At 69.1% G+C, this 20,693-nt stretch carries 17 protein-coding genes; 9 read left to right on the top strand and 8 right to left on the bottom strand.

What is annotated here, in order from left to right; all coding sequences use genetic code 11:
- Window positions 1–68: 68 nt before the first annotated feature.
- The 4 genes from P9849_RS10820 (at window position 69) to P9849_RS10805 (ending at window position 4,131) form a co-directional block, all read left to right on the top strand.
- Window positions 69–1,079 carry a zinc ABC transporter substrate-binding protein gene (locus P9849_RS10820; protein ID WP_278266804.1) on the top strand — a complete coding sequence of 337 codons (1,011 nt, stop codon included), beginning with the start codon at window positions 69–71 and terminating at the stop codon, window positions 1,077–1,079.
- Window positions 1,080–1,172: 93 nt separating this feature from the next.
- Window positions 1,173–1,937 (top strand): metal ABC transporter ATP-binding protein, encoded by a 765-nt coding sequence (locus tag P9849_RS10815; protein WP_278269150.1) that lies wholly within the window; start codon window positions 1,173–1,175, stop codon window positions 1,935–1,937.
- Window positions 1,938–2,822 carry a metal ABC transporter permease gene (locus tag P9849_RS10810; protein ID WP_278266803.1) on the top strand — a complete coding sequence of 295 codons (885 nt, stop codon included), beginning with the start codon at window positions 1,938–1,940 and terminating at the stop codon, window positions 2,820–2,822.
- Window positions 2,815–4,131 (top strand): MFS transporter, encoded by a 1,317-nt coding sequence (locus P9849_RS10805; protein WP_278266802.1) that lies wholly within the window; start codon window positions 2,815–2,817, stop codon window positions 4,129–4,131. The genes P9849_RS10810 and P9849_RS10805 overlap by 8 nt, the downstream gene beginning before the upstream one ends.
- On the opposite strand, the gene P9849_RS10800 is transcribed toward P9849_RS10805, so the two are convergent.
- Complete coding sequence (locus tag P9849_RS10800; RefSeq protein WP_278266801.1) at window positions 4,073–4,510, bottom strand: Fur family transcriptional regulator; 438 nt, start codon at window positions 4,508–4,510, stop codon at window positions 4,073–4,075. The two genes, P9849_RS10805 and P9849_RS10800, sit on opposite strands and share 59 nt — an antisense overlap.
- 205 nt (window positions 4,511–4,715) lie before the next feature.
- Between P9849_RS10800 and P9849_RS10795 the strand changes: the two genes are divergently transcribed.
- Both P9849_RS10795 and P9849_RS10790 read left to right on the top strand, forming a co-directional pair.
- Window positions 4,716–5,549 (top strand): aldo/keto reductase, encoded by an 834-nt coding sequence (locus P9849_RS10795; RefSeq protein WP_278266800.1) that lies wholly within the window; start codon window positions 4,716–4,718, stop codon window positions 5,547–5,549.
- 51 nt (window positions 5,550–5,600) lie between these two features.
- Window positions 5,601–6,287: an MBL fold metallo-hydrolase gene (locus tag P9849_RS10790; protein ID WP_278266799.1), complete on the top strand. Its 687-nt coding sequence runs from the start codon at window positions 5,601–5,603 to the stop codon at window positions 6,285–6,287.
- A 135-nt stretch (window positions 6,288–6,422) separates the two neighbouring features.
- Here the strand turns inward: P9849_RS10790 and P9849_RS10785 are convergent, their stop codons facing one another.
- On the bottom strand, window positions 6,423–7,532 hold the full coding sequence (locus tag P9849_RS10785) for a PLP-dependent cysteine synthase family protein (protein ID WP_278266798.1): 1,110 nt from the start codon (window positions 7,530–7,532) through the stop codon (window positions 6,423–6,425).
- Between the two features lie 130 nt (window positions 7,533–7,662).
- Between P9849_RS10785 and P9849_RS10780 the strand changes: the two genes are divergently transcribed.
- Window positions 7,663–8,502, top strand: a complete 840-nt coding sequence (locus P9849_RS10780; RefSeq protein WP_278266797.1) for a sulfurtransferase — start codon at window positions 7,663–7,665, stop codon at window positions 8,500–8,502.
- 19 nt (window positions 8,503–8,521) lie between these two features.
- Here P9849_RS10780 and P9849_RS10775 read toward each other — a convergent pair whose 3' ends face one another.
- The 4 genes from P9849_RS10775 to P9849_RS10760 all read right to left on the bottom strand — a co-directional run bounded on the left by P9849_RS10775 (window position 8,522) and on the right by P9849_RS10760 (window position 13,627).
- A complete protein-coding gene (locus P9849_RS10775) occupies window positions 8,522–9,973 on the bottom strand; it encodes an amidase (protein ID WP_278266796.1) in 1,452 nt (483 codons plus the stop codon).
- Window positions 9,970–11,202, bottom strand: a complete 1,233-nt coding sequence (locus P9849_RS10770; RefSeq protein ID WP_278266795.1) for a M20 family metallo-hydrolase — start codon at window positions 11,200–11,202, stop codon at window positions 9,970–9,972. The genes P9849_RS10775 and P9849_RS10770 overlap by 4 nt, the downstream gene beginning before the upstream one ends.
- Window positions 11,203–11,241: 39 nt before the next feature.
- A complete protein-coding gene (locus P9849_RS10765; RefSeq protein WP_278266794.1) occupies window positions 11,242–12,609 on the bottom strand; it encodes an MFS transporter in 1,368 nt (455 codons plus the stop codon).
- 91 nt (window positions 12,610–12,700) lie between these two features.
- A complete protein-coding gene (locus P9849_RS10760; protein WP_278266793.1) occupies window positions 12,701–13,627 on the bottom strand; it encodes a LysR substrate-binding domain-containing protein in 927 nt (308 codons plus the stop codon).
- Window positions 13,628–13,716: 89 nt separating this feature from the next.
- Between P9849_RS10760 and P9849_RS10755 the strand changes: the two genes are divergently transcribed.
- Window positions 13,717–14,880: an NAD(P)-dependent alcohol dehydrogenase gene (locus P9849_RS10755; RefSeq protein WP_278266792.1), complete on the top strand. Its 1,164-nt coding sequence runs from the start codon at window positions 13,717–13,719 to the stop codon at window positions 14,878–14,880.
- The gene (locus tag P9849_RS10750) at window positions 14,877–15,305 is read left to right on the top strand and encodes an HIT family protein (protein WP_278266791.1); all 429 of its coding nucleotides are present in this window, start codon (window positions 14,877–14,879) and stop codon (window positions 15,303–15,305) included. The genes P9849_RS10755 and P9849_RS10750 overlap by 4 nt, the downstream gene beginning before the upstream one ends.
- Window positions 15,306–15,416: 111 nt before the next feature.
- Here P9849_RS10750 and P9849_RS10745 read toward each other — a convergent pair whose 3' ends face one another.
- Window positions 15,417–16,400, bottom strand: a complete 984-nt coding sequence (locus P9849_RS10745) for a beta-ketoacyl-ACP synthase III (protein WP_278266790.1) — start codon at window positions 16,398–16,400, stop codon at window positions 15,417–15,419.
- Between the two features lie 103 nt (window positions 16,401–16,503).
- The gene (gene hrpA / locus P9849_RS10740) at window positions 16,504–20,595 is read right to left on the bottom strand and encodes an ATP-dependent RNA helicase HrpA (RefSeq protein ID WP_278266789.1); all 4,092 of its coding nucleotides are present in this window, start codon (window positions 20,593–20,595) and stop codon (window positions 16,504–16,506) included.
- Between the last annotated feature and the right edge of the window lie 98 nt (window positions 20,596–20,693).

The following is a 20,693-nucleotide window of genomic DNA, read 5'->3' as shown; positions in this document are numbered from 1 at the left end:
GGAAATGATTCTCATTTAGGTCTAGGCTGGGGGAAGCAACTTTCCCCCAGCCTGAACCAGAGGTCCCCGTGCAGTCCCGAAAGAACGTGCCGTTCCGCAAGAACATCCTGTCCCTGACCGCGCTGTCCGGCGTCGTCCTCCTGAGCGTCGCCGCCTGCTCCACCCCCGGCAGCAGCGCCGCGGGCACGGAGAGCGCCAAGACCGGCGAGATCACCGTCGTCGCATCCACGAGCGCCTACGGCAGCCTCGTGAAGGCCATCGGCGGCGACAAGGTGACGGTCGAGTCGATCGTCTCCAAGATCAGCCAGGACCCGCATTCCTACGAGGCCACGGCCCAGGACCGGCTCAAGGTCTCCAAGGCCGGGCTCGTCGTGGTGAACGGCGGAGGCTATGACAGCTTCATGGACGGCATGGTGGCCGACGCCAAGCTCGATCCCGCCAATGTCATCAATGCGGTGAACATCTCCGGCCTCCAGCAGGAGAGCACCGAGAGCCCCGCCCCGAGCACCTCCGCGGCGGACGACCACGGGCACGATCACGACCACGGCTCCTTCAACGAGCACGTCTGGTACAACTTCCCGGCCATGCAGAAGGTCGCGGCTCAGGTGGAGCAGCGGCTGAGCGCGCTGGCCCCGGCGTCGGCGGCGGAGTTCAAGCACAATGCGGAGGCTTTCACCTCCCGACTGAGCGGCTACCAGCAGACTCTGGAGAAGCTGACGAAGGGCAGCCATGTGGATGTGGCGGTCACCGAGCCGGTGCCGCTCTACCTCCTGGAGGCCGCAGGCCTGCACAACGTCACCCCCGAGGAGTTCACGAGCGCGGTGGAGGAGGGGCATGACGTCCCGGCCTCCGTCCTCGACGAGACCCTCAAGCTGTTCTCCTCGAAGAAGGCGGCCTTCCTCGCCTACAACGAGCAGACCTCCGGCCCGCAGACCGAAGCGGTGAAGAAGGCCGCCACCGACGCCGGCGCGCCCGTCGTGTCCTTCACCGAGACCCTGCCGGACGGCAAGGACTACCTGAGCTGGATGTCGGACAACGTGGACGCCGTCCAGAAGGCCGTGGAGAAGGTCCGGGGCTAAAGTGATAGCGATGCGCCGTTGCGCATCCTCCATCGTCCCGTGCTCAGGGAGAACATGAACGAGAATACGATTCACCCGGGCCCGGCCTCCCTGATGTCACTCAGGGAGGCCGGGCTCGGCTTCGGCCGGCGCGTCCTCTGGGAGGACCTGAACCTGGATCTGAAGGCCGGCGAGTTCCTAGCCGTGCTCGGCGCCAACGGCAGCGGCAAGAGCTCGCTGCTCCGCGTCCTGCTGGGGCTCCTGCCGCTGACCTCCGGCACATTGGAGAGCAGGGTGCCCAAGGAGCGCGTGGGCTACGTGCCCCAGCAGAAGTCGTTCGCCCCGGACACCGCCCTCCGGGCACGCGATCTCGTGGCGCTCGGTGTCGACGGGCACCGGTGGGGCGTCCGCCTGGAACGGCGCGGCGTCAACCGGAAAGTCGACGAGCTGCTGGCGCACGTCGGGGCCACGGACTACGCCAAGGTCCCCGTGGGCCAGCTCTCCGGCGGCGAACAGCAGCGCTTGCGGATCGCGCAGGCGCTCGCGGCCGACCCCGCCATCCTGCTCTGCGATGAGCCGCTGCTCTCCCTGGACCCGCGGCACCAGAACATCGTGAGTGAACTGGTCAACCGTCAGTGCCGCGACGAGGGCTCCGCCGTGGTGTTCGTGACCCACGAACTCAACCCGGTGCTGCCCTATGTGGACAAGGTCCTCTATCTGGCCGGGGGACGCTTCTGCATCGGCACCCCCGACGAAGTCATGAACACCGAGACCCTGTCCGAGCTGTACCAGGGCCACGTGGAAGTGATCCGGTCCGGCGACCGGCTGATGGTCTCGGGCATCCCCGAACAGGTGCACCACGAACAGGAGAGCGAGTAAGTGGATTTCAACTCCGTTCTGAGTGCCATCTTCAACTTCGAGAACTACGGCGAACTGCTGGCCCTGCTGCAGAACTCTCTCTGGGCCGGAGCGGTCCTGGGCGTGCTCGGGGGCCTGGTCGGCGTGTTCGTGGTCAAGCGGGACCTCTCCTTCGCGGTGCACGGCATCTCCGAGCTGTCCTTCGCCGGCGCCTCCTTCGCCTTGCTGATCGGGGCCGACGTGGTGTTCGGCTCGCTGCTCGGCTCTGTGGCGGCCGCCCTGCTCCTGGGCGTGATGGGTCTGCGGGCCCGGGAGAAGAACTCCCTCATCGGCGTGCTCATGCCCTTCGGTCTGGGCCTCGGCATCCTGTTCCTCTCGCTGTACGAGGGCCGCGCTGCCAACAAGTTCTCCCTGCTCACCGGGCAGATCGTGTCCGTGGACGCCGTGCAGCTGCAGATGCTCGCGGTCACCGCCGCCCTCGTCATGGTGGCGCTCGTGGTCCTGTGGCGGCCCCTGAACTTCGCCAGTGACGACCCCGACGTGGCCGAAGCCCGTGGCGTCCCGGTCAAAGGCCTGTCCATGGCCTTCATGCTGATCCTGGGCGTCTCCGTGGCACTGTCCATCCAGGTGGTGGGCGCGCTCCTGGTGCTGGCCCTGCTCATCACTCCCGCGGCCGCCGCCTTCAAGGTGACGGGTTCGCCGGCGCTCGTCGTGCTGCTGAGCGTCGTTTTCGCCACCACGTCCACCGTGGGCGGCATCCTCCTGGCGCTGGGCGGGCGCATCCCGATCAGCCCCTACGTCACGACCATCTCCTTCCTCATCTATCTCGTGTGCTGGGGGATCGGGTCCTGGCGGAAGCGGAAGGGCCGCAACGGGCGCCGCGTCGAGGATGTGGCAGGTGCCTGAGGCATCCCCGGCGGTGGCCGGTGGGCTGACCGACGACGGCGGCCGGGCGCGCGCGCAGCGGCGGACGCTCGCCGTCGTCGTGATCAGCCAGGTCCTGGGCGGCGCCGGGCTCGCCGCCGGCATCACGGTGGGGGCGCTGCTGGCGCAGGAGATGCTCGGCAACGACGGCGTCTCCGGTCTGCCGACCGCGCTCTTCACCCTGGGCTCCGCCCTGGCGGCCTATCTCGTGGGCCGGACCACGCAGCGCTTCGGCCGGCGGCCCGGGCTGGCGTTCGGCTTCGGCGCGGGCGCTCTGGGAGCGGCCGGCGTGGTGCTGTCCGCGATCCTGTGGAACCCGGTGCTGCTCTTCGTCTCGCTGTTCCTGTACGGCGGAGGCTCCGCCACGAACCTTCAGGCCCGTTATGCCGGGACCGATCTTGCGACGGCTGATCAGCGCGGCCGAGCCGTGAGCATCGCCCTGGTGTCGACCACTCTGGGCGCGGTGGCCGGCCCCAATCTCGTGGAACCGCTCGGCGCGCTGGCCCGCTCCTGGGGGCTGCCGGTCCTCTCCGGGCCGTTCCTGCTGGCCGCGGTGGCGTACGCGGCGGCCGGTCTGGTGCTCTGGGTCCTGCTGCGGCCCGATCCGTACCGCCTGGCCCGCGAGCTGCGGCAGTCGGCGGAAGCCGCGGCCGAGGCGCCCGCCGTCCCGGAGACACCCGCTCCCGCGTCCGCCGCGGTGGAGCCGGTGAGGAAGCCCGCGCGGCACGGCGTCGCGCTGGCCGCGCTCATCATGGTGCTCACCCAGGTGACCATGACCGCGATCATGACCATGACCCCGGTGCACATGCGGGCACATCATCACGGCCTCGGGGAGGTGGGTCTGGTGATCGGCGTCCACATCGGTGCCATGTACCTGCCGTCCCTGGTCACGGGCTGGCTCGTCGACCGGATCGGCCGGGTCTGGATGGCCTGCGCCGGCGGGCTGGTGCTGGTGGCCTCAGCCGTTCTGGCGACACTGGCCCCGAGCGATTCCCTGGGACTGCTTCTGCTGGCGCTGGCCCTGCTGGGCCTCGGCTGGAACTTCGGCCTCATCACGGCGACCGCGCTCCTGGTGGACGCCACCGAACCGGAGAGCCGCGCCCGGGTGCAGGGCGGCGTCGACGTCCTCGTGGCGCTGTCGGGCGCCGGTGGAAGCGCCATGGCGGGGGTGGTGATGGCGGCGGGGGATTACTCCGCGGTCACTCTCGGAGGAGGGGTGCTCGCTCTCCTGCTCATTCCTGTGGTGCTGTGGTCCCAGCGGACTGGGAGCATTCGGCGCACAGCCCCATAATCTCCACGGTGTGGGTGACGGCGGTGAAGCCGTGCTCGGCGGCCATCTTCGCGGCCCAGGCCTCGACGGCGGGCGCTTCGATCTCCACGGCCTTGCCGCAGCGACGGCAGAGCAGGTGATGGTGGTGGCTGTCCGCTTCGCAGCGGCGGTAGACGGCCTCGCCATCGGTGCTGCGGAGGACGTCCACGACGCCTTCATCCGCCATGGACTGCAGGATGCGGTAGGTGGTGGCCAGGGAGACGGAGACGCCGGAGTCCTGCAGGGAGCGGTGCAGTTCCTGCGTGCTCACGAAGTCCTCCAGCTGATCCAGGGCGGCGTCCACTGCAAGGCGCTGCTTGGTCACCCTCGTCTGCACCCGGGCCTCTGAGCTCTGCTCCACGACTACTCTCCTGGTTGTCCTGTTCTGAACGTCCAGTTTAACAAGGAGCGGACGGGGATTAGTCCCAGCAGGGGCCGGGGGCGGTGAGAGGTTCGGCTCAGGGTGTCCGGCTCAGTGTGATCGGCTCAGTGTGATCGGCTCGTGGGAATGGCAACAATCGGGTTCCCAGCACGCCACGGTAGTTCACGCAGTAGGCTTCACTGCCATGGCCTCGTTGAAAACCGTCACGCTGTCCGATGGCGCCGTTCTGCCTGCGCTGGGGCAGGGCACCTGGTTCGTGGGGGACGACCCCTGGCGCCGTGATGCCGAGATCGCCACGCTGCGGGAGGGGATCGACCTCGGCCTGACCCTGGTGGACACCGCGGAGATGTATGGCGACGGGCGCTCGGAGGCCCTGGTCGGGGAGGCCATCGCGCCGGTCCGGGACCGGGTGTACCTGGTGGACAAGGTCCTGCCGTACAACGCGTCCCGGCGCGGCACCGTGCAGGCCTGCGAGCGGTCCCTCGAGGTGCTGGGAACCGATTGGATCGACCTGTATCTGCTCCACTGGCCCGGCCCCCACCCAGTAGAGGAGACCGTCGAAGGCTTCGACGAACTCATCCGGCGCGGGCTGATCGGGGCCTGGGGGATCAGCAACTTCGACGCCGACGCGCTGGACCGCTTCCCGAGCGCGCCCGCGGTGAACCAGGTGCTCTACAACCCCTCGCGGCGCGGCCCCGAGTTCGACCTGTTCCCGGCGCAGGCGCGGCTCTCCAGCCCGGTGAGGACAATGGCGTACTCGCCGATCGAGCAAGGCCGTCTGCTGGACGACCCCGCGCTCGGGGACATCGCGGAGGAACACGGCGTGAGTGTGGCTCAGGTGCTCCTCGCCTGGGCGATCCGGTCCGGGGACGTCATCGCCATTCCCAAAGCGTCACGTGTCGAGCACGTCCGCGACAACGCTGCCGCCGCCGCACTGGAACTCAGCGCTGCGGACCTGGATCGTATCGACGCCGCATTCCCGGCGCCCACCCGGAAGGTTCCGCTGGAGATGCTGTGAGGGTGCTGGATCAGCTGATGTCATGACAGTCCGCAGGCGTACCCTGAGGTCATGCAGCTGACCAAGTACACCCATTCCTGTGTCCGCCTCGACAAGGAGACCCCTGAGGGGCACCGTACCCTGGTCATCGACCCGGGATCGTTCTCGGAGACCGGGCCCGCTCTGGACGGTGCCCACGCCATCCTCATCACCCACGAGCACGCGGACCACGTGGACGTGCCGGCGGTCGTGGCGGCGCTCGTGAGCTCGCCGGACCTGGTCGTCTATGCCCCCGCCGGCATCGCGGGCACTTTGCGGCAGGAGGCCGCGGCAGCGGGCGCCGCCGCCCCGGACGGCCGGGTGCACGACGCCGGGAGCGGGCTCGACGTCGTCGTCGCCGGGTACTCGGTGCGCGGCTTCGGCAGCCAGCACGCGATCATCCACCCGCTCGTGCCGCTCGTGGCCAACACCGGGTACCTCGTGGACGGGACGCTGTTCCACCCGGGTGACAGCTTCACGGTGCCGTCCGGGGTGGAGGTGGACACGCTGCTCGTGCCGGTGCACGCGCCGTGGTCCAAGATCCAGGAAGTGATCGACTTCGTCATCAGCGTCCGCGCACGCCGCGCGTTCAACATCCACGAGGCGCTGCTCAACCCCGCCGGGCTGTCGATGCTGGAAGGACACGTCACCCGGCTGGGCGGCCTGTACGGCACGAGCTACGAGCACCTCGACTCAGGGGAGACCCGCGACCTCGGGTGAGCGCATGTCGTCGTTGCGTGCTCAGTAGTTGCGGGTGATCCGGCGTGGAACCCGCAACTACTGAGCACGCAACAACCACTGAGCACGCAACAACCACTGAGCACACAACGGGAGGGAAGGGGCGCCCCCGGCGGATCACTCCGCGAACTGCTCCCACACGCCGGTGTCGAGGAAGCGTTCGATCGTGCGCTCATGCGAGGAGGGATCCAGTCCCTTGTCGGCGAGCCACGCGTCGTTCTGGTGGCTGCAGGCGTAGCGGTTGCCCGGATCGCACATGAGCGTCACCACGCTGCCCTGTTCGCCGCGCGCGACCATGCCGGCGATGATCTGCCACACGCCCCAGAGGTTCGTGCCGGTGGAGGGGCCGGCGTCGAGGTTCGCGTAGCGCTTGAGGTGACGCATCGCCGCGATGGACGCCGCGTCCGGGATGGGGATCATGGCGTCGATGACGGCGGGGACGAAGCTCGGTTCCACGCGCGGACGGCCGATCCCTTCGATCCTCGACGGCATCCCGGTGGTGAGCTCCGGGTCCCCGTCCCGCCAGGAAGGGTAGAAGGCGGAGTTCTCAGGGTCCACCACGGCGAGCTTCGACGGGTGCCGGTGGTACCGCAGGTAGCGGCCGATCGTGGCGCTCGTGCCGCCGGTCCCGGCGCCCACGACGATCCACTCCGGGACCGGATGCTTCTCCCGCGACATCTGCTGGAAGATCGATTCGGCGATGTTGTTGTTGCCCCGCCAGTCCGTGGCCCGTTCGGCATAGGTGAACTGATCCATGTAGTGGCCGCCGGTGGTCCGGGCGACCTCTTCCGCGGTCGAGTAGACCTCGCCGGGGTGGTCCACGAGCAGGCAGGAGCCGCCGAAGTCCTCGATGAGGCGGATCTTCTCCTCGCTCGTGCTGCGGGCCATGACCGCGATGAAGGGCAGGCCGAGCAGCCGCGCGAAATAGGCCTCTGAGACGGCTGTGCTGCCGCTGCTGGCCTCCACGATGGTGGTCCCCGGCCCGATCCAGCCGTTCACCAGGCCGAAGAGGAAGAGCGAGCGCGCCAGCCGGTGCTTCAGGCTGCCGGAACGGTGGGTCGATTCGTCCTTGATGAACAACTCGATGCCCCACTGCTCCGGCAGCGGCACGCTGTACAGGTGGGTGTCGGCGGAGCGGTTGGCCTCCGCCGTGATGATCCTGATGGCTTCGTCGGCCCAGGCCCGCTCCTCGGAACGGACCACCTGGGGGAAATCTGCTGCGCTCACGGGCACTAGCCTACTGGGCGGGCGCCTCCTCATCGGCGTGGCGGACGTGCCCCCGGAACCGGTCCCAGCCCTGTTCAGCCTGTGGTGGGGTGTTGCCCGGGAGCGCGTCGACGGGCATAGAGTGTGCCTCATGGACCAAGAATTCCCCGTGACCATCGCCCCTGCCGAAGTCCACGATCTGGACCCGGACAAGCTCGTCCTCTTGGATGTCCGATGGAAGCTGGGCGATCCGCTGGGCCGGGACAAGTACCTCATGGGACACCTGCCGGCCGCCGTGTACGTGGACATGGAGACCGACCTGGCGGGCCCCGCCAGTCCGGAGGACGGCCGTCATCCGCTGCCCGACCTGGAGAGCTTCCAGGCCGCGGCGCGGCGCTGGGGCATCAACGACGGCGACACGGTCGTGGTCTACGACAACTCCGGATCCATGGCGGCCGCCCGCGCCTGGTGGCTGCTGCGCGCGTACGGCCACGCGGACACGCGGATCCTCGACGGCGGGCTCATGGCCTGGGTCCAGGAGGACTTCCCGATCGAGAAGGACGAGGTGGTCCTCCCCGCGGGGAACGTGACGCTCCGGCCGATGGCCCAGGGCACCGCGATCTCCATCGACCAGGCCGCCGAGTGGCCGGCCGACGGCATCCTGCTCGACGCGCGCGCCGGGGAGCGGTTCCGCGGCGAGACCGAACCGATCGACCCCCGCGCGGGCCACATCCCGGGCGCGGTCAGCGCGCCCACCACCGAGAACGTCGACGAGGACGGGCTGTTCCTCGAGCCGGAGGCGCTCCGGGCGCGGTTCGCCGGACTCGGCGTCGAGCCCGGCGGCCGCGTGGCCGTCTACTGCGGTTCCGGCGTGACGGCGGCGCACGAAGTGGCGGCCCTGGCGCTCGCGGGCATCGACGCCACCCTGTACCCCGGTTCGTTCTCCCAGTGGTCCCACGACGCCTCCCGCGAGGTCGCCACGGGGGAGTGAAAAGGGCAGGGCAACGCCGTCAGACCCGGCTGAGCCCGAGCGACGGCATCCGGTGATTCCAGGGGCGCAGTTCTTCGACCGCGGCGCCCAGGGAGAACACGGTCGCGTCGTCGAAGGGGTGACCCACGATCTGCACCCCCGTGGGGATGCCGCACGCGGCCATGCCGCTCGGCACCGCGAGCACAGGACAGCGGTTGGCGATGTTGAACGGCCCGGTCATGTGCGCCTGCCAGTAGTGCTCCAGGTGGACCCCGTTCACGTCGATGCCGTCGAGATACAGGCCGTCGGCTTCCAGCGCGGCGACGGCGGACGCGGGGCAGAGCAGCGCGTCGAAGCCGGTCATGGCCTCGGCGAGCTGAGCCTGGATCCGCGCCTCGGCCCGGATGCCGTCAAGCAGACGGTCCTGGGCCGTGGCGGCACGAGCGTCCGCCATGAACCGCCGGGTGTACGGCGCCAGGAGGTGCTCCGAGCCGGCCGTGTCGTCCTCCATGGCCGGTCCCAGGAGATGGCCGAAGTGCGTGAACATGGTCCGGCTGATCTCTTCCGTGGTCCACGGCAGGGAGATCTCCTCCACCACGGCGCCGGCGGCCCGCAGCGCCGCGGCGACCTCGCGGGTGTTGGCCTCGACGTCGGGTTCCACGGGGTAGTCGCCGAGCCGCACGCACAGGGCGATGCGGCGGCCCCGGACCGCGTCCACGGCTGTGTCCGGGAGTGCCAGCACGGGCGGAGGGTCCGTGAGCGTGGCGTGATCGCCGGGGTGCCGGCCCGCCAGGACGGAGGCGAGCAGTGCCGTGTCGGCCACCGTCCGCGCCATGGGTCCGTCACCGCGGTAGTGGTCCGCGGCCAGGGGCGCCAGCCCCGGGATCCTCCCGTAGGGCGCCTTGAATCCGACCGTGCCCGTGAAGGAGGCCGGGAGGCGGGTGGAGCCCGCGATGTCCGACGCCGTGGCGAGGGGCGACATCCCGGCGGCCAGCGCGGCCCCGGCCCCGCCGGACGACCCTCCGGGTGAGTACCGCGGGTTCCACGGATTCCGGGTGACTCCCCAGAGCGGGCTGTGCGTGACGGTGGCGCAGCTGTATTCAGGGGTGGTCGTCCGGGCGTGGATGATCCCGCCGGCCGCACGGATCCGTTCGATGACGGGGTGGTCCTGCTCGGCGATCACGTCTCGGTGAGCCACCAGCCCCTGGGACAGGGTGTGGCCGGCCAATCCGTGCTTCTCCTTCGCCGCGACCGGCAGGCCGAGCAAGGGGGTGATGCCGTGCCCGCGGGCATAGCGGTCGGCGGCCTCCTGGGCGGAGACGAGCGCCGTGTCGAAGAGCGTTTCGCTGAGTGCGTTGACGGCGTCGTCGACGTCTTCGATCCGCGCGATCAGCGCTTCCATCAGCTCGACCGGGGAGAGCTCCCTGCTGCGGAAGAGGCGGAGGGCCGTGGTGGCGTCCAGCCGGTGCAGTTCGGTGGAGCCGCCCGTCACGAGAGTGCCCCCGTGACGAGTTCACGGGCCACCCCGGTGAGCATGGCGAGGCCCGCGGTCATGTCGGCGTCCGTGGAGAACTCGCGCTCGCAATGGGAGACGCCGTCCACGCTCGGGATGAACAGCATCACCGTGGGGGCCACGGTGTTGAGCGCGACCGAATCATGGCCGGCCATCGTCTGGATGCGGCGGGCGGACAGGCCGAGGTTCGCCGCGACCTTCTCGGAGAGCTCCAGGCCGTTCTCCGGGAAGCGGCGGATCGGGCGGACGTCGAAGTCCTTCACGGTGATGGTGAGGTCGTGCTCCCGGGCCAGCCGGTCGATGTCCCGCAGGAGACTCTCCCGCGCCGCAGCCACGATCGCGGGGTCGCCGGAGCGCAGATCGGCGACCAGATGGACACGCCGCGCCACGACGATGGGGGAGTTGGGCTCCAGGGTCATCTGACCCACGGAGGAGACCAGCGCCTCATCCGGGAAGTCGCCCGTCACATCGTGCACCTGGAGGATGATCTTGGACGCCGCCACCAGGGCGTCGTGCCGGTCGGCCATGGCGGTGGCCCCGGTGTGGGACTGTTCGCCCAGCACCTCGATGTCCAGCTTCTGGGTGTACCAGCTGGAGTCGACCAGACCGATCGTGTGCCCCTCGCGCTCCAGGATGCGTCCCTGTTCGATGTGGATCTCGGCGTACCCGACCACGTCCGGACCCTCGTCCGTGCCGAGGTATCCGATCATGTCCAGCGCCTGGCGGACCGCCGTCCCCTCCAGATCGCGGACCCGGAGCATCTCATCGCGGTCGAAGAGGCCCGCGAACACGGAGCTGCCCATGATGCTCGGGGCGAAGCGGCTGCCCTCCTCGTTGAACCAGTTGACCACCGCGAGGTTGAACTTCGGGCGCTCGCCGGAGGCGACCACCTCGGCGTCGAGTGCCTTGGCGGTGTGCAGGGCCGCGAGGACGCCGTACGCGCCGTCGAAGCGGCCTGCGAGCGGCTGGCTGTCCAGATGCGAGCCGAGCAGGATGTACGGGGCGCCGGGAGTCCATTCGAGCAGGCCGAACATGTTCCCGATGCCGTCCACGCGGAGCTGCCATCCGGCGTCGCGGATCTTGCCGGCGAACCAGTCACGGGTCTGGCGGTCGGTGTCGGTCGCGGCCTGGCGTTCGACGCCGTGGCGCGGCGTCGCGCCGATGGTCGCCACGTGGTGGAAGTCGCTGAGGAATTCGGAAGCGCTCATGAGCTTCTCCTTTGTCGTGAAGGCGTGAAGGAAGGTGGGTCAGCCGAGGCGGCCGCGGGTTTCGGGAACCTTGGTGAACAGGAGCAGCAGGAGGACGACGGCGGCGGCCGCCGCCATGTACACGCCCGGCATGAAGGGCACTCCGCTCGCTCCGACCAGGGCCGTGCCGATGAACGGCGCCGTGCCGCCGAAGAGGGCATAGGCGACGTTGTAGCTGACGGCGGCCGAGGTGAAGCGTGTCCTGGTCGTGAAGATCTCGACGAAGAAGGTGTAACAGCCGCCGCCGTAGACGCAGAGAGCCACCACGAAGAGGGCCTGGCCCAGGAGTGCGAGCATCGTGTTCCCGCTCGTGACCAGCGCGAAGCTGGGCACCGACAGGACGGCGAGCGCGGCGGCCCCCGCGATGAGCAGGGGTTTCCGGCCGAATCTGTCGCTGAGCCGTCCGCCGAACGGGAGCAGGATCGCGTACAGGGCCAGGGCCGAGGCGTTCACCAGAAGCGACTGCTCGCGGGTGAGGTGCCCCGCGGTCTGCACGTAGGAGACGAAGTAGGCGGAGAGGAAGTAGAACCCCATGGCGGTCAGGCCCATCACGACGATGACCTGGACCATGCGGAGGCCGTTCTCGCGGAATGCGGCGCGGACTGGGCTGAATTCGGGGTCCCGATCGGCGCGTGCCTGGTGGAACGCTTCACTCTCCTCGGTCCGGCTGCGGATCCACACCCCGACCAGGGCCAGCGGCAGCGCCAGCAGGAACGGCAGGCGCCAGCCCCAGGAGGTGAATGCCTCGTCCGGCAGGGAGCGGCTGAGGAGCAGGATCATGCCTCCCGCCACCACGGAGGGCAGGGCCGTCGCGGCGATGGTGATGTTGAGCCAGAAGGCCCGCTTGTGCACGGGGGCGTGTTCGAACACGAAGGACGGCGCCCCCACGGATTCGCCGCCGGCGGAGAACCCCTGGATGAGCCGGCACAGCACGAGCAGCGCGGGCGCCCACGGGCCGATCTGCGCATAGCCCGGCAGCACGCCCATCAGGGCCGTGGCCCCGCCGATCGCCATGAGCGTGATGGTGAGGACCCGGCGTCGTCCGATGCGGTCGCCGAGCGCGCCGAAGAACAGGCCGCCCAGTGGACGCACCACGAAGGCGACGCCGAAGGTCGCGAAGGTGGCGAGCAGGCCCACGACCGGGTTTCCGCTGGGGAAGAACAACTGGGAGAAGATGACGGCCGTGAGGCCGTAGAGGGTGAAATCGTAGAACTCGATGAACTGGCCGACGCTTCCTCCGAGGAGGACCCGTCGCTGCATGACGGTGCTCTTGCCTGCTGCGGCGGTGGTGGTGACGGTGGGGGCTGGGGGTTCCGTGGTGCTCCCGGTGCGGGTTCCGGTGAGGTCGACGGCGTGCTTCAGGACCATGGGATCTCCTTTGAAGGACTTGCCATCAACGATCAGTGGCGCGGATCACATCTGTCTAATTGATTGTTTTTAGCCCTCCCATAGATTTCCTTTATGAGTCCGGGGAGCCGGCCCGTCCGTAGATGAGCCGGCAGGTGTCCTCGAACGCGAGGGCGCGGCGCGTGGCTTGCACTCCTGCGGGGCGCACCAGCATCACCTCGATGGGCGGGAAGTCATCGCTCAGTTCCAGCGCGACGACCCGGCCGCTAGAGTAGGTGCGGTCATTGTGGAGGCGCTGATTGAGGACGGCGTAACCGTGTCCCTTGGCGACGAAGGAGCGCACGGTCTCGTAGCCCGAGAAACGGTGACGCACCCGGGGGCTGATGCCGGCGCTCCGGTACAGCCGTTCGTAGTATTCGCGGCTGTGCGGGAGGTCCAGCACGATGGCCGGATCGTTCTCCAGCTCCCGCAGCGCGATCCGGCTCCGTCCGGCGACGGCGAGCGGGTGGTCCGCGTGCACGAGGACGTGCGGCGGGATCCGTTCCAGGACTTCGGACGTGAAGCCGGCGCCGAGTCCGAGGCCGTACATCAAGGCGACGTCGCACTCGCCACGGAGCAGCACCTCGTGGAGCCGGGCGAGGTCGGCCTCCACGATCGAGACCGACACCTCCGGGTGCTCCGCTTCGAACGCCTGCAGGATGGTGGGCAAGCGGAACGGGGCGAGCGGTGCGAAGACCCCGAGCTTCAGCTCGCCGCTCAGGGACGCGGACATGCCGTTGACGGACTCGTAGAGCGAGTCGGCCTGCTCCAGGATCGGTTTGAGGTCCTGGGCCAGCTGACGGCCGCTCGCCGTGAGCCGCACCCCGCGGGGCCGCTGGCGGACCAGCAATTGCGTCTGCAGCGCGGACTGAAGCTGCGCCATCGCCGTGGAGAGGGCAGGCTGCGAGATGTTCAGGGCGTTCGCGGCGGCCGTCATGTTCTGAAGCTCGGCGACCACCGCGAAGTAGCGCAGCTGGGTCAGCGTGAAGGGGCGTGACATGCCTCCATGGTGGCATCCCGGCCGTCGGGCGGGGCGTCCGGACCCGCCCGCCTGGTCAGCCGCGCGGCCCGGGCGGTAGCGTTTCGGGTATGACTCCCGGACGTCCCGTGCCCCCTCCGCTGGGCAGACCCCTTCCCGATCTCGACTCTCCGCTCGGTGATCCGCGCGACGACGAAGGGCGCCTGGTCGCGGCCCTCGGCGCCCGCTCGGCGGACGGCGGCCTGGAGCCGCTCACGCTCGCACGGCGGGCTCCCGCCCCGGACGACGTGGAGATCCTGATCGAGTTCTGCGGACTGTGCCATTCGGATGTCCACTCGACCCGTGGCGAGTGGGGGAGTGCGAAGTATCCGATCGTCCCCGGTCACGAGATCGTGGGCCGGGTCCTGCGCACGGGGTCCGCGGTGACGGACGTCGCCGTCGGGGACCGCGTCGGCGTGGGGTGCATGGTGGACTCGTGCCGTGAGTGCGACGCCTGCGAGGACGGTCTGGAACAGTACTGCTCCCGCGGCATGGTGGGCACGTACGGGGCCTCCGACGTCCGCCACGGGAACGAGCGGACCCAGGGCGGCTACGCGCGGACCATCGTCGTGGACCGGAACTACGTGCTGCGCGTCCCCGAATCCCTCGACCCCGCCGCGGCCGCGCCGCTGCTCTGCGCGGGGATCACGACCTACTCGCCCCTGCGCCACGCCGGCGTCGAGGAGGGCGACGACGTCGGCGTCGTCGGGCTGGGCGGGCTCGGCCACATGGCCGTGAAGCTGGCCAAGGCCATGGGCGCCACGGTCACGGTCTTCACCACCTCGGAGTCGAAGCGGGAGGCCGCGGCCGAGCTCGGCGCGGACCGCGTGGTCAACTCCCGCGACGAGGAACAGATGCGTGACGCCTCGGACTCCGTGGACGTCATCATCGACACCGTCGCGGCCCCGCATGACCTCAACGCCCTGCTGCGGGCCCTCCGGCGGGACGGCGTGATCTATCAGCTCGGCCTCCCGTCCGGCGAGATGCCGCCCGTGGACCCCGGGCTGCTCATCCGCAAGCGGGCGGCCTATGCGGGGTCCCTGATCGGCGGGATCGCGGAGACCCAGGAGATGCTCGATTTCTGCGCGGAGCATTCGCTCACGAGCGACATCGAACTGGTCGGCGCGGAGCAGGTCAACGAGGCCTTCGAGCGGATGGTGGCCGGTGACGTGAAGTACCGTTTTGTCCTGGACAACAGCACATTGCAGCCCGCAGGGAAGGAAGCAGACGCGTGAGCACTCTCTTCACCAAGATCATCAACGGCGACATCCCCGGACGGTTCGTCTGGCGCGATCCTGAGGTGGTCGCCTTCCTCTCGATCGGCCCGCTGGCGCCGGGCCACACCCTCGTCGTCCCGGTGGAGGAGGTCGACCGCTGGACCGATGCTTCGCCGGAGACCCTCTCGAAGGCCATGATCGTGGCCCAGCGGATCGGTAAGGTCCAGGTCGAGGCTTTCGGCTCGGAGCGGGCGGGCCTCCTGGTGGCCGGCTACGAGATCGACCATCTGCACGTGCACGTGTGGCCGTCGAACTCGATGAAGGACTACGACTTCGCCGCGGTGGACACCAACCCGGATCCCGCGGAGCTGGATGCGAACGCGGAGAAGATCCGCGAGGGCCTGCGCGCGGCGGGTTACGCCGAGTTCGTCCCGGAGGAGTGAGGCCTTAACCCTCCAACCCCTTAAACACATCGACTGCTCCACAGGATGCGCATTTCGCCGGTTTTCCGGGGATTCCAGCATCCTGTGGAGCAGTCGATGGGGGGAGGGCTGTTACTTCGTGCGCGGGGTCATGGCGACCATGCCCGCGAACGTGAAGCCGCCGCCGAAGCCGAAGAGCAGCGCCGGGACGTCGGCCGGGATCTTGCCCGCGTGCCACCACTTGCTGTAGCCGAGGGGGACGCTCGCGGCGGACGTGTTGCCGGACTCGGTCACGTCTGTCACCACCACCTTGTCCGTCAGGCCGAGGACCTGCGCCATGGGCTCGATGATGCGGAGGTTAGCCTGGTGCGTCACGAGGACTTCGATGTCCTCCATCTGCAGCCCGGAGCGCTCGACGGCGGCGCGGGCGTGCTTCTCCGCGTCCTTCAGCGCCCAGCGGAGCACCTCGCGGCCGTTCTGCCAGAACTTGTTGGTGGGCGGCGCGATCAGCACGGCGTCGGCCAGATCGCCCTTCGAGCCCCACACCACGGGGCCGATGCGGGGTTCGTCGGTCGCGCCGATCACCATGGCGCCCGCGCCGTCGGCGGTGAGCACGGCGGTGCTGCGGTCGGTCCAGTCCGTGACCTTGGAGAGCGTCTCGGCGCCCAGCACCAGGGCGTGGCTCGCGGTGCCGGAGCGGATCGACTGGTCTGCCAGGCCGAGGGCGTATTCGAAGCCCGAACAGGCGGTGTTGATGTCGATGATGCCGGGCCCGCGCTCAGCGTTGCCGAGACCCAGGGCCTGCGCCACGCGCCCGGCGGTGTTGGGGGAGCGTTCCGCCGCGGTGGTGGTGGCCACGATGACCAGGTCGATCTGCTCGGGGGCGATCCCGGAATCCTCCAGGGCCATGCGGGCCGCGGGGATGGCCAGGTCCTTGACCGTCTCCTCCTCACCGGCGATGTGTCGCGTGACGATGCCCGTCCGCTGACGGATCCATTCGTCGGAGGTCTCCATCATCCCCTCGAGCTCATGGTTGTCCATGACCCGTTCCGGCTGGGCGTGGCCAAGGCCGAGGATTTCAGTGCCGGCGTTCGGCGCGGGGAAGCTGAGCTTCATATGGAGTCCTTAGGTTGCGGATGGGCGGACCATCCAAGTTTATTTGACCGGGCCGCATCCTGGCTTCCATGACGTCCGGCGCGGAGGGTCAGGGTGAGGAGGGTCAGGGTGCGAGGGCCTTGTTCAGCGCGACTCGGATCCGCTTCTCGCTCACCGAATACTGCGTGCCGAGCTCGACGGCGAACAGGCTGACCCGCAGTTCCTCCAGCATCCAGCGCACATGGGTTAACTCGGGGCCAGGTCCTTCGCCTGAGCGAAGTGCCGCCACGGCGTCGTCGTACTCATCCTCCAGGCGCTGGACGACGGCCATGTTGTTGGCGTCGCGCTGGACGTTCGTCGGCAGCTTCTCGAGTCGGCGCTCGACGGCGGTCAGGTACCGCGGCAGCTGAGCGAGCTGCTGGTAACCCGTCTGTGCGACGAACCCGCGGTACACGAGCTGGGACAGATGGCTCTTCTCGTCGTTCAGCGCGCTGATGAGTGCCAGGCTTGTGCTGCCCTTGAGCTGCTTCTCGATCCGGCGGGCGCTGGCGAGGATGCGCTCGACCACGGCGGTCACGGTGAACACCGTGTCGATAAGGTCGGCCCGCACTTGTTCGTAGAGGGCGTCGAACGCCTTGGCATCCCACGGGAGCTGGGCCGGCACGAGCTTGTCGATCGCGGCCTGGGCGCAGTCCGCGATCAGCTCGCTCACGCTGCCGTGCGGGTTCTGGCTGAACGTCAGTTTCTCGGTGTTGCTCAGGTGTTCCAGGACGTAGCGGTCCGGGGCGGGGATCTTCAGGGCGAGCAGGCGGATGACACCGGCACGCATGGCGGCTTCCTGGCGTTCGGCGGTCTGGAACACGCGCAGGCCGACGGTGGAGCCCTCGTCCACGAGTGCCGGGTATCCCGTGACCGTGTGGCCACCGAGCTGCCGGCTCACGCTGCGCTGGATCACGCCACCGCTTGCGGCGGTCAGCGCGGCCCAGTCCTTGAGCCCGCTCAGTTCCGCGATGCCCGAGGCGTGCAGGCCTGGCTCGGCGCCCGCCGTCGTCGTGCTGTCCGGAATGCGTGAGCCGTCCGGAATGCGCGCACCGGCGCCGGTCTTCCCGCCGGCCTTGCCCGGCCTGCCCGGGGTACCGCTCACCGACTTCGGTGTGGCGCCCAGGCTCTCCGCGATCGCGCGGCGTGTGGCGGGGGCGAGTTCGTCCTGGAGCGCGGCGAGGTCCTTGCTGTCGCCGAGAACCTTGCCCTTCGCGTCCACCACACGGAAGCTCATGCGCAGATGAGGCGGCACGGAGTCCCAGGAGAAGCTGCCTTCCGGAACCACCTGACCGCGGAGCCGCCGAAGGGTCAGCGCCAGGGCGTCCTCGATCCGGTCCTCGGTGGGGGAGAAGTCGGTGTCCAGTGCCGCCACGGCCTGCCGGGCGACGTCGGGGGCCGGGACGAAGTTCTTCCGGACCGCCTTGGGCATGGACTTGATCAAGGCGGTGACCAGCTCCACGCGCTGGCCTGGGATCTGCCAGCGGAAGGGCTCGGGATCCACCTGGTTCAGGAACAGCGCCGGGATCTCCACGGTGGCGCCGTCGGACGGATCCGGGGTGGCGCCCGGGGCGACGGGATGGAACTCGTAGCTCAGCGGGAACTCGAAGCCCTGCTGGTGCCAGGTCCGGGGGAAGGCCGACTCGTCCAGGTCGTCAGCCTCGTCACTCATGACGAGGGCGCGGTCGAAGTCGAGCAGTCCCGGATCCTGCTGGCGGGCTTGCTTCCACCAGGCGTCGAAGTGCCGCTCGGAGACGACTTCGCGGCCGATCCGCTGGTCGTAGAACTCGAACAGCGTCTCATCATCCGCCCGGATGTCGCGGCGGCGCATGCGGGTCTCGAGTTCCTCCACCTCCCGCAGAAGAGCGCGGTTGCGCTGGAAGAACTTGTGGTGGGTGCGCCATTCGCCGTCCACCAGGGCGTGCCGGATGAACAGCTCGCGGCAGAGTTCCGGGTCCACGGAGGCATAGTTGACGCGGCGCTTGGGGATGATGGGCACGCCGTAGAGCGTGACCTTCTCATAGGCCATGACGGAGCCGGACTTCGAGGACCAATGCGGTTCACTGAAGGTCCGTTTGACCAGCTGCGGGGCCACCAGTTCCGCCCACTCGGGCGCGAACGCCGCGGCGACCCGTGCCCAGAGACGGCTGGTCTCGACCAGTTCCGCCGCCATGACGAAGGCCGGGGACTTCTTGAACAGCGCCGAGCCGGGGAAGATCGCGAAGCGGGTGCCGCGGGCGCCCGCGTATTCGCGCTTGCGCTCGTCGTAGAGTCCGATCTGGCTGAGCAGGCCGGACAGGAGGGACTGGTGGATCACGTCGTGCAGGCCCACAGGATCGGTGTCCCGGCTGTTGTCCACGGTGATGCCGAGCGGTTTGGCGAGCTGCCGGAGCTGCGCGTAGAGCTCCTGCCATTCCCGGACCCTGAGGTAGTTGATGAACTCGGTGCGGCACAGTCGGCGGAACTGACTGGAGGAGAGCTCCCGTTGCTTCTCCTGCAGGTAGTTCCACAGGTTCAGGTAGCCGGTGAAGTCGCTCTTCTCATCCTTGAAGCGGGCATGCTTCTCCGCGGCCTGCTGCTGTTTGTCGGTGGGCCGTTCGCGCGGGTCCTGAATGGTCAGCGCGGCGGCCAGCACCATGACCTCACGCGCGCAGCCGCGGCGGGCGGCCTCCACGATCATGCGGCCGAGGCGCGGATCCACGGGGAGCTGCGCCAGCTGATGCCCGACGGCGGTCAGCCCGGACGGCTTGCGGCCCCCGGAACGCTCGCCACGGCCCCGCCCGCCGCGGCGTCCGCCCCGGCTTGCACGGGTGGCGCCGTCGGTGCTGGTCCCGTCGGCGCTGACCTCCTCCGTGGGGGCCGCGTCGGCCGACCCGCCCGGCGCGGGAAGGGCGCCGAGCTCGCGCAGGAGGGTGACGCCGTCGTTGACCGCGCGGGTGTCCGGCGACTCGACGAACGGGAAGCCTTCGACGTCCTTCGGCGTGCGCGCGACGCCGATCGCGATCATCTGGAGGATGACGGCGGCCAGATTCGTGCGGAGGATCTCGGGGTCGGTGAACTCGGGACGGCCGAGGTAATCGTCCTCCGAGTACAGCCGAATGGCGATGCCGTCGCTGACACGGCCACAACGGCCGGAACGCTGATTCGCGGATGCCTGGGACACGCGTTCGATGGGCAGCCGCTGGACCTTGGTCCGGTGCGAATACCGGGAGATCCGTGCGGTGCCGGTGTCGATCACGTATTTGATGCCGGGCACGGTGAGCGACGTCTCGGCGACGTTGGTGGCCAGGACGATGCGACGTCGCGGCCCCGGGTTGAACACCTTGTGCTGCTCCGCGAGGCTCAGCCGTGCGAACAGCGGCAGGATCTCGGCGTCGGCCAGGCGGGGGTTGCGGGGGAGACGGCCCTGCAGCGCTTCCGCGGCTTCGCGAATCTCCCGCTCGCCGGAGAAGAACACCAGGATGTCGCCGGGGGCCTCCCGGGAGAGCTCGTCCACGGCGTCGCAGACCGCGTCCACGGGGTCCCGGTCCTCTTCGAGTTCGTCGTCCAGTTCCTCCTCGCCGCCCGGTTCGGACAGCGGGCGGTAGCGGATCTCCACGGGGAAGGTGCGCCCGGAGACCTCGACGATCGGCGCCGGGGTGTCCTCGCCGCCGAAGTGGCGGGCGAAGCGCTCCGGATCGATCGTGGCCGAGGTGATGATGATCTTCAGATCCGGGCGCTGGGGAAGCAGGCGCTTGAGGTATCCGAGGATGAAGTCGATGTTGAGGCTGCGCTCGTGGGCCTCGTCCACGATGATGACGCTGTACTTCCGCAGGAGACGGTCCCGTTGGATCTCCGCGAGCAGGATCCCGTCCGTCATGAGTTTGACCTGGGTCTGCGGCCCCACCTCACCGGTGAAACGGACCTGGTAGCCCACTTCCTGGCCGAGCTCCACATCAAGCTCCTCCGCGATGCGCTCCGCGACGGTGCGGGCGGCCAGACGACGGGGCTGAGTATGGCCGATCAGACCGTGCTCGGCCAGGCCGAGTTCCAGGCACATCTTCGGCAGCTGCGTGGTCTTGCCGGAGCCGGTCTCGCCGGCCACGATGACGACCTGGTTCTCCGAGATGGCGGCCATGATGTCCTCACGGCGTTCGGAGACGGGGAGCGCGGCGGGGTATGTGATGTTCAGAGGCATGACCTGATCAGTCTAGTTGGGCGTGTGAGGTGCGTCGCCGAAGGGCCGGGCGCCGGGGTGGCAGAGGTGCTCTGCTTGCTTTCCCCGCGCCTTGTGGC

The organism is Arthrobacter sp. Y-9 (assembly GCF_029690065.1).
Taxonomy (GTDB): Bacteria; Actinomycetota; Actinomycetes; order Actinomycetales; family Micrococcaceae; genus Arthrobacter_E.
This window is presented reverse-complemented; position numbering and strand designations above follow the sequence as displayed.